11 protein-coding genes are annotated in these 12,423 nt (G+C 70.1%); 4 read left to right on the top strand and 7 right to left on the bottom strand.

Going from position 1 to position 12,423, the window contains the following annotated elements; all coding sequences use genetic code 11:
* The first annotated feature begins 189 nt into the window (after positions 1 to 189).
* From D0B54_RS09620 to D0B54_RS09605, 4 genes are all read left to right on the top strand, one after another.
* Entirely contained in the window at positions 190 to 1,050 is an 861-nt protein-coding gene (locus D0B54_RS09620) for a spermidine synthase-like protein (protein ID WP_117291120.1), read from the top strand.
* A 229-nt stretch (positions 1,051 to 1,279) separates the two neighbouring features.
* Entirely contained in the window at positions 1,280 to 2,938 is a 1,659-nt protein-coding gene (gene ilvB / locus D0B54_RS09615; protein ID WP_117291119.1) for a biosynthetic-type acetolactate synthase large subunit, read from the top strand.
* A gap of 35 nt (positions 2,939 to 2,973) precedes the next feature.
* The gene (gene ilvE, locus D0B54_RS09610) at positions 2,974 to 4,038 is read left to right on the top strand and encodes a branched-chain-amino-acid transaminase (protein ID WP_117291118.1); all 1,065 of its coding nucleotides are present in this window, start codon (positions 2,974 to 2,976) and stop codon (positions 4,036 to 4,038) included.
* Positions 4,039 to 4,146: 108 nt separating this feature from the next.
* A complete protein-coding gene (locus D0B54_RS09605) occupies positions 4,147 to 4,542 on the top strand; it encodes a tRNA-binding protein (RefSeq protein WP_117291117.1) in 396 nt (131 codons plus the stop codon).
* A gap of 4 nt (positions 4,543 to 4,546) precedes the next feature.
* Here D0B54_RS09605 and D0B54_RS09600 read toward each other — a convergent pair whose 3' ends face one another.
* The 7 genes from D0B54_RS09600 to D0B54_RS09570 all read right to left on the bottom strand — a co-directional run bounded on the left by D0B54_RS09600 (position 4,547) and on the right by D0B54_RS09570 (position 12,384).
* A complete protein-coding gene (locus D0B54_RS09600) occupies positions 4,547 to 5,098 on the bottom strand; it encodes an HD domain-containing protein (RefSeq protein ID WP_117291116.1) in 552 nt (183 codons plus the stop codon).
* Positions 5,095 to 6,231, bottom strand: coding sequence for a TIGR03364 family FAD-dependent oxidoreductase (locus D0B54_RS09595; RefSeq protein WP_117291115.1), 1,137 nt, complete (start codon positions 6,229 to 6,231; stop codon positions 5,095 to 5,097). The genes D0B54_RS09600 and D0B54_RS09595 overlap by 4 nt, the downstream gene beginning before the upstream one ends.
* A 23-nt stretch (positions 6,232 to 6,254) precedes the next feature.
* The gene (locus tag D0B54_RS09590) at positions 6,255 to 7,844 is read right to left on the bottom strand and encodes an alkaline phosphatase D family protein (protein ID WP_117291114.1); all 1,590 of its coding nucleotides are present in this window, start codon (positions 7,842 to 7,844) and stop codon (positions 6,255 to 6,257) included.
* Positions 7,841 to 8,740, bottom strand: coding sequence for an alkaline phosphatase family protein (locus tag D0B54_RS09585; protein ID WP_162932325.1), 900 nt, complete (start codon positions 8,738 to 8,740; stop codon positions 7,841 to 7,843). Before D0B54_RS09585 ends, D0B54_RS09590 begins: the two co-directional genes overlap by 4 nt.
* A gap of 64 nt (positions 8,741 to 8,804) precedes the next feature.
* Positions 8,805 to 9,635, bottom strand: a complete 831-nt coding sequence (gene phnX / locus D0B54_RS09580) for a phosphonoacetaldehyde hydrolase (RefSeq protein ID WP_117291112.1) — start codon at positions 9,633 to 9,635, stop codon at positions 8,805 to 8,807.
* 11 nt (positions 9,636 to 9,646) lie between these two features.
* On the bottom strand, positions 9,647 to 11,335 hold the full coding sequence (locus tag D0B54_RS09575; RefSeq protein ID WP_117291111.1) for a putative 2-aminoethylphosphonate ABC transporter permease subunit: 1,689 nt from the start codon (positions 11,333 to 11,335) through the stop codon (positions 9,647 to 9,649).
* Positions 11,332 to 12,384, bottom strand: coding sequence for a putative 2-aminoethylphosphonate ABC transporter ATP-binding protein (locus D0B54_RS09570; RefSeq protein WP_117291110.1), 1,053 nt, complete (start codon positions 12,382 to 12,384; stop codon positions 11,332 to 11,334). Before D0B54_RS09570 ends, D0B54_RS09575 begins: the two co-directional genes overlap by 4 nt.
* Positions 12,385 to 12,423: the final 39 nt, after the last annotated feature.

Below are 12,423 nucleotides of genomic sequence, written 5' to 3'. Positions count from 1 at the left end.
CTTGCGGCGACATGGTTACGGCCTTCTGCGGACTACGGGATCACCTTAGCAAGCGGCGCCTTAACCTTCCTCGAACAAGTGGACTCGCCCGTTCGGATGAACCGCGGCTGAAGCCGCTGAAAAAGCCCCTGAAAACCGGCAAAAACCCTCTGGTATCCTCCAGCGAGTCCTCTTTTGACGTCTGTCTGCATGAGCAAGGCCCTGGAGTGGTATGAGATCCCCGCCCGTTTCCTGTCGGAAAAGGGCGTGATCCGCTTGCGCGAACCGCCGGGAGCGGACATCCCCGACCTGCGGCGGCGCCTGCGCGACGACGAATACGGCAAGCCCTTCCTGTTCGACGACGGCGCCTCGCGGCGCCTGCATTTCAACCTGCGCTACGTGCAGAGCCAGATCGACCTGCAATCGCCGGACAGGCTGGCCTTCGCCTACACGCGCAAGATGATGGGCTTCCTGCTGTTGCTGCCGCAGCCGCGCCACGTGGTCATCGTCGGCCTCGGCGGCGGCTCGCTGACGCGCTACTGCCACCGTCACCTGCCGCAGACGCAGCTGACGACGCTGGAGATCGACGAGGAGGTGATCGCCTTCGGCGAATGGTTCCAGCTGCCGCCGCAGGACTCGCGCATGCGCATCGTGCACGCCGATGCCGTGGAATGGTTTGCCCGCACGCAGGAGCGCGCCGACGTGGTGCTGATCGACGGCTGCGATCACAACGGCACGGTGGGTGCGCTCTGCGAAGAGGCGTTCTACCGCAACCTGCAGTCGCGGCTGCAGCGCGACGCCATCGTGGTGGTGAACCTGCTGGGGCCGGCGACGCGCGTCAACGAGCTGCAGCAGATGCTCGGCGAGGTCTTCGGCGCGGTCATGTCGGTGGAGGTGCGCGGCCTGGGCAACCGCGTGGTGTTCGCCTGCAACGCTCCTCAGCAGGCCCCGGACTGGCTGGCGATCCGCGAGCGCGCCGAGCGGCTCAGCCGCGAGCACGAGCTGGACCTGCCGGCGCTGTCGCGGCAGCTGCAATACAGCTATCGCGACCGGCGTCCCCGGCAGCGCTGATCGCCCCCTCAAGGCCTGCCGCTTGCCTCCCGGCCCCGCCCCGCACTACACTGCGCGCCGAATGAACACCTTCACGCAGAGCATTGCCATCCTCGTAGCGGTCGTCGTTACCGACGCGCCGTAGGGGACTCTGCACGACTGACAGACCCCCGCCGGCGCGATACCGGCGGGGGTTTTCTCGTTTCTGCGCCGGTATTTCGTCGTCGGGTCCACCACAGGACACACGACAATGGACATCACAGGCGCACAACTGATCACCCGCTTCCTGGAACGCCAGGGCGTGGCGCTGGTGCCGGGCATCCCCGGCGGCGCGCTGCTGCCGCTGTACCGGGCGCTGGCCGATTCGACGCTGACCCATATCCTGGCCCGCCACGAGCAGGGCGCGGCTTTCATCGCGCACGGCCAGGCGCGGGTGACGGGACGTGCCGGCGTGGTCCTGGCTACCTCCGGCCCCGGCGTGACCAACGTGGTGACGGCGCTGGCCGATGCCAGGATGGATTCCGTGCCGCTGGTGTGCATCGCCGGCCAGGTGTCGCGCCGGATGATCGGCACCGACGCCTTCCAGGAGGTGGCGACGGTGCCGATGACCCGGCCCATCACCAAGGCCGCCTTCCACGTGGGCGCCGCCGCCGAGTTGCTGGAGCTGCTGCCGGAGGCCTTCCGCCTGGCCGAGAGCGGCCGGCCCGGCCCGGTGCTGCTGGACATCCCCAAGGACGTGCAGACCGAGATCATCCACGACGCCTGGATACCCGAGGCGGTGCAGCCGGCGCGCGCGCGCCGGCCCGACCCCTCGCTGATCGCACGCGCGGTGGCGATGATCGCCGCGGCCAGGCGCCCGGTGCTGTACCTGGGCGGCGGCGTGACACAGGCACGCGCGCAGGCCCTGGCGCAGCAGCTGGCGGAACGCGCCAGCCTGCCGACCACCACCACGCTGATGGCCCTGGGCACGCTGCCGCCGGAGCACCCGCTGGGCCTGGGCATGCTGGGCATGCACGGCGCGCGCTACACCAACAAGGTGATCGAGGAATGCGACCTGCTGATCGCCATCGGCGCGCGCTTCGACGACCGCGCCACCGGCCGCGTGGACCGCTTCGCGCCGCACGCCAAGGTGATCCACATCGACGCCGACCCGCGCGAGCTGCACAAGATCCGCCGCGCCGAACTGGCGATCTGCGCCGACGCCGGCTACGCGCTGGAAGCGCTGGCCGCCACGGTGCAGCCGGCGCTGCGCACGCCCTGGCTGGAGCGCGTGGGTGAGCTGCGCCGCGAACTGCCGCTGCTGCTGCCGGGCATCGACGATCCGCGCCGGCCCTACGGCCTGATCAACACCGTGGGACGGCTGGCCGGCCCCGACGCGGCGATCACCACCGACGTGGGCCAGCACCAGATGTGGGTGGCGCAGAGCTATCCCTTCTCGCGGCCGGAGCGCTGGCTGACCTCGGGCGGCCTGGGCACGATGGGCTTCGGCCTGCCGGCCGCGATCGGCGCCGCGCTGGCGCTGCCGCGCACGCCGGTGGTGTGCTTCACCGGCGACGGCAGCCTGATGATGAACATCCAGGAGCTGGCGACGCTGGCCGAGCTGCAGCTGGACGTGAAGATCGTGGTGATGGACAACGCCGCGCTGGGCATGGTGCGCCAGCAGCAGCAGCTGTTCTACCAGTCGCGCTTCAGCGGCTCGCTGTACGCGCAGCCCCCTGCCCTGACCCGGATCGCCGAAGCCTTCGGCGTGCCGGCCTACGACCTGGCGATTGCCCACGACCCCGAGCGCGCCTTGCGCGCCGCCTTCTCCCGCCCCGGCCCGGTGCTGATCCGCGCGCCGATCGGGGCCGAGGAACTGGTGCTGCCGATGGTGGCGCCGGGCTCCGCGAATACCGAAGTGATCCACTGAATCCACCCTGAACTTTTTACCGCCCGAGAACTGCCATGACCCTCATCACCGAACCCAACCTCGATCCCGAACTCGTGCGCGCCGCCCTGCCCGCCGACTGGCCCGCGCCGGAGGCGCTGGGCTTCGGCCAGCACCTGGGCCCCTACCTCATCACCGCCGACCACGACGGCAGCGGCTGGAGCGCGGCCCGGATCCTGCGCCGCGACGACGCGCGCCTGGCCATCGCCAGCGGCGGCCTGCAATACGGGCTGTCGGTGTTCGAAGGCATGAAGGCCTATCGCGCGCCGGATGGCGGTATCCACCTGTTCCGCCCGCAGATGCACCTGCGGCGCCTGCAGGCCAGCGCCGCACGCCTGCACCTGCCACCAGTGGACGAGGCGCTGTTCCTGCGCAGCTGCATGCTGGCGGTGCGCGTGCACGAGGCGATGCTGCCGCCGGCTGGCCGCGGCGCGCTGTACCTGCGCCCGACGATCCATGCCGACGAGGAGGCGCTGGGCCTGAAGCAGGCCGCGCGCCACCGCTACAGCGTGACGGTGACGCCGGGCAGCGACCCGCAGCTGAAGTCGCTGCGCATGTGGGCCGAGGATGAGCTGATCCGCGCCGCGCCGGGCGGCCTGGGTGCTGCCAAGACCGGTGCCAACTACGCCGCCGGCCTGTCCGGCCTGCTGCGCGCCCGCGAGCGCGGCTACGACGACGTGATCTGGCTCGACGCCGCCACGCATCGCTGGCTGGGCGAAGCCGGCACCATGAACCTGTTCGTGCAGATCGGCGGGCGCCTGCTGACGCCACCCCTGGACGGCACGATCCTGGCCGGCGTGACGCGCGACTCGCTGCTGCAGCTGGCGCGCAAGGAAGGCCTCGAGGTGGCCGAACAGGGCATCGGCCTGGGCCAGTTGCGCACCGCCGCCACCAGCGGCACGCTGGGCTGCGCCTTCGGCTGCGGCACCGCCTCGCGCATCGTGCGCATCCAGGGCGTGGGCAGCGTGCATGGCGAGATCGCGATCCCGGACAACGGCCTGCCCGAGCGCCTGTCGGAACGGCTCAAGGCGGTGCAGGAAGGCACGGCGAAGGAGCATGCGGACTGGCGGGTGGCCTGCTGAGCCTGCAAAGAACGTAGCCCGGTTTGCCGAAGGCAAGCCGGGACGACACTTCGACCATCCCCCGGCTTCGCTACGCGAAACCGGGCTACATGTTTTCTGGAGCGCAACATGGTGCAGCACGTCATCGATCCCGAAAGCCAGCCCTACGCGCCGGAGAAATGGCCGCGCAAGCCGGACTGCGGCAGCGAGGGTTTCCTGGCGCTGGATCTGCGCGTCGGCACCGTGCTGAGCGCAGAGCCCTTCGCCAAGGCGCGCAAGCCGGCCTACCAGTTGCGCGTCGACTTCGGCCCCGTCGTCGGTGTGTTGCAGAGCAGCGCGCAGATCACCCATTACCCAGCGGAGTCGCTGGTGGGCCGGCGCGTGGTCGGCGCGATCAATCTCGGCGAAAAGCGCATCGCGGGATTCACCAGCCAGTTCCTGGTGCTGGGGGCGCTGGCGCCGGATGGCAGCGTGCAGTTGCTGCGGCCGGATGGCGAGCCACCGGATGGAGCCTTGGTCGCGTGAGGGTTCAGGACCGCGCCGCGGCCTGCAGATAGCGCAGGAAGTGCGCCGGCCCCGGGGTGGCACGGCGCGGGTCCTTGGCCAGGTCGTCGTAGCGCCGCAGGCGCACGGCAGCCCCGGCATGGGGCTGGCGGATGAAGGCCTCGGCTTCCTCCGGACGGAACACCCCGCCCTGCAGCGCCAGGCTGCCGAGCGACGCTGCGCTGAGTTCATCCATGTATCGAGGCTCGACGGTGCAAAGGTAGCGCTTGGCCTCGACGTGCAGGCGCACCGGCTCCACCACCCCGGGCCCGAACCAGCGCATCAGCAGTGGCAGGGCGCGTCGCTCGTGCCGGTCGTCGATGCCCTGCCCGGCACGCTCGACGTCGGCGCCGTCGGTGAAATGCCCCAGGTCGTGCAGCAGCGCGGCGGCGATCAGTTCCGCCGGCTCGCCGGCCTGCTCCGCCAGCGTGGCGGTCTGCAGCGCATGCGCCAGTTGCGTCACCGGCTCGCCGCCGTACTGCGCGCCACCACGCGCGACCAGCAGGTCCAGCAGACCCTGGAGACTCCCGGGGTTCATAGCCGCGATGCCAGCACTTCTTCGGCCAGGCCGAAGGACAGGGTCATGCCGGCGCCGCCAGGGGCGTTGACCACGGTGACGCCCGGCAGCGGATCCACCACCAGTTCGCTGCCGCCCTTGAGCTTGGGATAGACACCCTGCCAGCGCCGCGTGATGCGGTGCGGCGGCAGCTGCGCGAACTCGTTCAGGTAGTCGAGGATCGCCACGTTGATCTCCTCGCGGTCGAAGGGCTCGACCGTGGTGCGGCTGTACTCGTGCGAGTCGCCGATGATCAGCTCGCCGCCGGCATGCTGCGACACCAGCACGTGGACACCCCAGCGGCGCTGCTCCGGGTAGCGTTCCTCGGCGTACTGCCGGTAGGCCGGCAGCGAGTCGGTGCAGCCGAGGAAGGCATCGTAGTGCAGCAGCGTCAGGCCGGCACAGAGCCCCGGCCCGAGCCGGAACGCCGGGTCCAGCGGCGCCGCCGACAGCATCTGCAGCTTGCACACCACCAGGTCCTTGAGCACCTCCGGGAACAGGGTCTGCAGGTCGGGGCCGCTGCAGACCACGATGCGCGAGGCGCGGATCGTGCCGCGCTCGCTGTGCAGCAGGCCGCTCTCGACACGCGTTACCGCGCAGTCCTGCATGACCGTGACGCCATAGCGCTCGGCGAGGTATCCCGGCAGCGCCCGGATGCACAGCGGCGAGGTGGCGATCAGCTCGCTGCCGCTCCACAGCGCGCCCAGCAGGCCCTCGCGGCGCAGCAGCGGCGAACGGGCGACGGCTTCGTCCGGCGTCAGCAGGGCGATGTCATAGCCGGATTCGCGGTTGCGCGCGACAAACTCCTCCAGCACCGCCATCTCGGTGGGATGACGGGCCACCTGCAGCGATCCCGTCTCCTCCACCGGCAGGCCGGCGGCCTGCTTCAGTTCCAGCCAGACCTCGCGCGCCCGCAGCGCGCGCTGCAGCAGCGGCCCGGCCGGCTGGCCGATAGGCCAGATCAGGCCGAAGTTGCGCACCGAGGCACCCACGGCCCGCTCGCTGCGGTCGATCAGGGCGACGCGCAGGCCGCGCCGGGCGGCGGCGAGTGCATGGGCCAGGCCGAGGATACCGGCGCCGACAACGGCGAGGTCATAGGATTGCTGTGTGCTCATGACGGCTCTCTGAAGATAATGGATCAGGGCGCCAGCGACGGCGCCTCGGTGTTGGTGGGCGTGGGCGTTCGAAGCAGCTCGCCGATGCGGTTGGCGCCGGCCGTGAGCGGAAAGCCGACGTTGAGCCGATAGCGGTGCTCGCGGGTCTCGACCGTGTCGGTGTGCCAGAACTCCACCGTTGCGGTATCGCGTCGCAGGTCCACCAGCGCATGCCCGTGGCGTGCCGGGAACTCATGATTCTTGAAGTGGGGATTGGCGGCGAACAGTTCCGCCGGCTCGTAGCCTTCCAGCCCCGAGGACACGCAGGGAATCGTGAACTCCGTGCCGAGCACGCCCTCGCCGCGCTCGCGATAGGCCGCCCCATAGGGCGCGCGCAGCACGTCGTTGGCGAACTGGCAGTGCCAGTCGCCGGTCATGAAGATCAGGTCCTGCACCGGCGCGCCGCCGTCGGCACCGTCGAGGATGTCGAACAGGCGCCCGCGCTCGGCGGCATAGCCGTCCCACTGGTCCATGTTGCGGTAGCGGGTGCCGCCACCCTCTTCATCCGGCAGTCCGGCGTAAAGCTGGCCGATCTGCACCGGGTTCATGAACAGCTTCCATTGCGTCGGCGCGGCGCGCAGCGTCCCGCGCAGCCAGTCCATCTGCTCCGCGCCGAGCAGTTCGCGGCCCTCGGCACCCGCGATCGGGCTGCCGACCCGGTTGAAGGAATAGGCCTGTGCCGCACGTGCGTGCAGCCGCGTCTCCGGCGCCACCACCGTGAGCAGGTCGCCGAAGTCGAAACTGCGCCAGATGCGGCCAAGGTCGGCGGGATCGGGCGTGCGGATCGGCAGCCACTCGTGGTAGGCGCGCATCGCGTTCTGCTTGCGCTCGGCGAACGGGATGAGCGGCTTGTCCGGCGGCTGGTAGCCGCCATCCTGCCAGCAGTTGTCAGTGGTCTCGTGGTCGTCCCAGACCGTGATGAAGGGATGCTGCCGGTGCGCCTCGCGCAGCTCCGCGCTCTGCGCCTTGTATTGCGCATGGCGCGCGCGGTACTCGGCCAGCGACAGGTCGCTGTCGGCGTAGACGTAATCGCCCAGGTGCAGCACCGCATCGAGATCGGCGCGTTGCGCAATCTGGCCGTAGGCGTTGTGGAAACGCGTGCCGGGCTCGTCCGGCAGGTAGGCGCAGGAACAGACCGCCAGGCGCAGCCGCTCGACCGCGCCCCGCGGCAGCGTGCGGGTGCGCCCGGTCGGCGAAACCTGGTCCAGCGCAAGAAAGCGGTAGTAGTAGGTCCGACCGGCGTCGAGGCCGGAAACATCGACCTTGTAGCACCCGTCGCTGTCGCCGCTGACCTCGCCCTCGCCCTGCGTGACACGCAACGTCAGGAAGGGATCGCGGTAGACCTCCCAGCGCACCGTCGCCGGTGCCTGCGCAGCGGAGATGCGGGTCCACAGGATCACGCGGTCAGCCAGGGGGTCGCCGGAAGCGACACCGTGCTGGAAGACCCGCTGCTCTGCGGACTCCGGACGGAGGGGCGTGCTGTCATGGCAGGCCGCCAGCAGCGGCAGCCCGGCCGCAGCCTGCAGCAGGCGCCGTCGCGAAACGCCCTGGCGCGGGTGCCGGATGTGCGTCATGGCGCCTGCGCCTCGCAGCTGTTGCGCGATTCGCGGCGGGTCATCGCCGGGGCGTTCTTCAGGCCGACGGCAATGCCGTCCAGGTTCCACTCGGGGCGGATCGCGATGCCCAGGTGGATCATCGCGGTGACCGCCAGATCGGTCACCCGGGTCGATCCCGGGGTCAGTGGCGCCGAAGCCGCGCCGCTGCTGAGAAACCAGGTGTTGCGGTGCTCCGGCTCATCGCGGCCATGGCTGACGCCGGAGCCGCCATGGTCGGTCGCCATCAGCACCAGCCAGTTCTCTTCGGCATAGCGGGGGCGGCTCTTCAGCGCATCGACGATGACGCCGACGTAGCGGTCGGTCAGTTCGATCGCGTCGCGGTAGTTGGCGCTGAGCGGACTGAAACAGCAGCTGTGACCGGCATGATCCACATCGTCGAAATCCGCGAACACGACGTGCACGTCGCGCTCGCGCAGGGCCTTGGCGGTGAGTTGTGCGACCTCCTCGTCGCTGCCGAGCCCGACAATATCCGCCTCGTTGCGCAGGATGTTTTCGTTGATCGGTGCCCAGTGCGCGTAGGACACGGTGACCAGGTCCGGACGCAGCTCGCGGACATGGCGGTAGAAGTGCGGATAGGCGTCGTAGTTGGAGCCGTCGAAGGAGTTGTCGCGCACGCCGTGCTTGTCGCACCACACACCGGTCAGCATGCTGCTCCAGCCGGGACCGCTGACGGTGACGTAGTCCACCTGCGAGCGGTCGTCGAACGCACCCTCCGCGATCAGGCGATCGATGTTCGGCGTATCGGCGCCCTGCAGGGCGTCGGTGCGCAGCCCGTCGATGCCGATCACCAGCACGCGCGCTTCACGATCGCCGCCAGGCGCCTCGCTCTGCCCGCAGGCGGCAAGAAAAAGCACGGCCAGCAAAACCGCCACTGGCCGCGCATGGGAGAACCGCAGCGCTGTTCGCATCATCAATCCCTCAGGGCTGGTCGCCCGCGGCCAGGCGCGCTTCGATATCGCCGAGGCAGTCCTCCAGGTCGGCGACGCTGTCGATCACATAGTGCGCGCCGGCCTGCGACAGCCGTCGCACCGCCGCGGCGCGGCGCGCCTGCTGCGCCTCGGCATCCAGCGCAGCCCACTCGTCCGGCGCCAGGCCGACCTCGTTGCCGGACACGGCGACGGCGACAGTCCACATGCCGGCGTTGAGACCTTCCTCGATGCCCGGCACGGTGTCGTCGACCTTGACGCAGGCCTGCACGCAGGACACCCCCAGCTGCACCGCATTGAGCAGCGCCAGGTCAGCCGAAGGCCGGCCGCGCGGCGCGTCCTCGGCGGCGAGGCTGACGTCCGGGGCATAGCCCTGCCCGCGCGCGGCTGCCTCGCAGAGCGCGATCATTTCGCGGTTGTAGCCGGTGTTGGCGCCAACCTTGAGGCCGCGCTCGCGCAGGCGGCCGATCAGCTCCACCGCGCCGGGGATCATCTGCGCGCGCTGGCGGATCGTCTCCAGCTGGATCGGCAGGAAGTCGTGGTACAGGCGGTCGATGTCGGCCTCGGTCGCTTCCGCGCCCTTGGCCTGTTGCCAGCCCGCGGCCACTGCAGGAATGCGCAGCACGCGGCGGATGTGCTCGCGCTTCTCGGTGCCCATCGGCTCGCGTGCCTGCGCCACGGTCAGCGGCACGCCCTCGCGGCGGAACAGTTCGGTGAACGCCTCCGCCGGGGCGACGCAGCCGAAGTCGATCACGGTGCCGGCCCAATCCAGGATCACGGCTTCGAGCGGCCCGGCATAGCGCCGGGAGTAGCGGTAGTTCAAGGGAAACTCCTTCAGGGATTGCGCCAGCGCTGCATGCGCGCCAGCAGGTATCGGGAAACCGCCCAGTGCGCCAGGCGCACCAGCGCACAGGCGACGACGATCAGGCTGGCCATCGCCGCGGCACCGGCGGTCTCGCCGGAATCGTCCAGGTTCAGCGCGGCCACCGAGGCCAGCATGGTGTCCGGCGAGTACAGGAAGATCACCGCCGACACGGTGGTCATGGCGTTGACGAACAGGTAGAACCAGACATCCAGCACCGCCGGCAGGCACACCGGCAGGGTGACGCGGCCGAGCAGGCGCCAGAACGGCGCGCGCAGCATGCTGCTGGCGGACTCGAACTCGCGGTCGAGCTGGTTGATGGCGCTCGCCGCGGTCAGCTGCGCGACGCTGTAGAAATGCACGATGGTGCACAGCACCAGCAGCGCCATGCCGCCGTAGAGGGCGTTCAGCGGATTGCCGGGCGCATTGAAGAAGAACACGTAGCCCAGGCCCAGCACCAGACCGGGAATCGCCAGCGGCAGCATCACCAGGAAGCGGAACAGCCCGCGCAATGCGCCGAGACTGCGGCCCTTCTCGGTCAGGTAGGCCCACAGGAAGACGCAGGCGGTACCGATGCAGGCGACATACAGCGCCAGCCGCAGCGAGTTGCCGAAGGCGCGCCAGCCCGAGCCGGGTACGGACTCGAAGCGGTAGTGCGCCAGCGTCGGCGACAGGTCGTAGGGCCAGTACTTCACCAGCGAGGCATAGAAGGCCATGCCGATCATCGCCAGGATCAGGCCCGACAGCAGCAGCGCGTAGGCGGCGGCACAGCGGTCGCGCCACGGCCCGGGCGCCGGCACGTGGCGCGTGGCACGCGAGCCCAGGCCGGCGTCCTGGCGTTTCGAGGCCCAGCGCTCGGCGAAGAAGCTCAGCACCGCCGGCAGCAGCAGCATCAGGCTGATCGCCGCGCCCATGCCGAAGTTCTGCTGGCCGATGACCTGCTTGTAGATGTCGGTGGCGACCATGTTGTAGGACCCGCCGATGACCTTGGGCACACCGAAGTCGGTGAATACCAGGGTAAATACGACAAAGCCGGCGCTGACCACGCCATAGCGCACCGAGGGTAGCGTCACGGTGCGGAATACGCGGAAGGGGCTGGCGCCGAGCACCCGCGCGGCCTCGTAGACGCGGCCGTCGGCGTTGGCGAAGGCGGTGATCAGGATCAGGAAGGCATGCGGCAGGGTCCAGAAGCAGGAGCCGAGCACGATACCGACGGCCCCGTACAGCGGCGCACCGAACAGCAGACCCTTGGCGGCGCCTTGCGCGCCGAACCAGTACACCAGCGACAAGCCCGCCAGCAGCGAGGGCGCCAGCAGCGGCAGGAACAGGACCACGCGGAACAGGCCGCGCCCCGGCATCGCCGTGCGCGTGACCGCCCAGGCGGCGAAGAAGGCCAGCGTGACGACGATCAGCGTCGCCAGCGCCGACACCCACAGCGAATGCCACAGCGCGATGCGCAGCGCCGGGTTGCCGACGTAGGCCAGGAAGTTGCCGCCGCCGATCCACTGGCCGGCGCGGTCGAGAAAGGCGCGCTCGCCCAGGACGAACAGCGGCAGCACCAGGCCGGCAACGATCGCCAGCACGCCCAGTGCCATCAGCGCGCGCGCAACCCAGTCGCCCCGCGTGGGAGCCAGCGGCGCCAGCGGCAAGGCGAGCCTCATGCCTTGGCCTTGTACACGTGCAGGTGACGCGGATCGAACCCGAGTGCGACCCGGCTGCCATCCGCCGGCAACTCGTCGCAGGCCTGGGGCGCAAGCAGCAGCTGCGCTTCGGTGCCGTCGTCGAGCTGCAGCCACAGGCGCGTGTGGCTGCCGAGGAACTCGCGCCAGGTCAGCGTCGCCGGCAGCCCCTGCCCGTCCAGGCGCAGGTGCTCCGGGCGGATGGCGGCAAGCACCTTTTCGCCAACCGGGTGCAGGCAAGGCCGCGGCAACCGCAGCTCGCGCTCGCCGAGCAGCAGCGCGTCGGGCCGCAATACCCGCGCCGGCAGGAAGTTCATCGCACCGACGAATTCGGCGACGAAGCGGCTGGCCGGCCGCTCGTAGATGTCCTGCGGCGTGCCGACCTGCTCGATCGCGCCATGGTCCATCACCACGATGCGGTCGGCCATGGTCAGCGCCTCCTCCTGGTCGTGCGTGACCATGATCGTGGTGACGCCGAGCTTTTCCTGCAGCGCCTTGATCTCGCTGCGCAGGTGCACGCGCACCTTCGCGTCCAGCGCCGACAGGGGCTCGTCCAGCAGCAGCAGGCTCGGCTCCGGCGCCAGCGCCCGCGCCAGCGCGATGCGCTGCTGCTGGCCGCCGGAGCACTGGCCGGGATACTTGGCATCGAAACCGGCCAGGCCGACCAGGGACAGCAGCTCGCGCCCGCGGGCCTCCCGCCGGGCGCGGGGCAGTCCCTTGCCGACCAGGCCGTAGGTGACGTTGTCCAGCACGCTCAGGTTGGGAAACAAGGCGTAGGACTGGAACACGATGCCGAAACCGCGCTGCTCCGGCGGCCGCCGCGAGATGTCCTGCTGGTACAGCTGGATCGTTCCCGAGGTCTGCGGATCGAGCCCGGCGATCGCGCGCAGCAGCGTGGTCTTGCCGCAGCCGGAGGGACCCAGGAAGCAGACGAACTCGCCCGCGCGCACGTCGAGGTCGATGTCGCGCAGCGCCGTGGCCTGGCCGTAGCGCTTGTGCAGGCCGCGGATGTTGAGGATGGTTTCGGACATGGGAATTGCCGCCCGCCGTCGCCGGCGGGCAGCCTGCCT

The organism is Solimonas sp. K1W22B-7, assembly GCF_003428335.1.
In the GTDB taxonomy this organism is placed as follows: Bacteria; Pseudomonadota; Gammaproteobacteria; order Nevskiales; family Nevskiaceae; genus Solimonas_A.
This window is presented reverse-complemented; position numbering and strand designations above follow the sequence as displayed.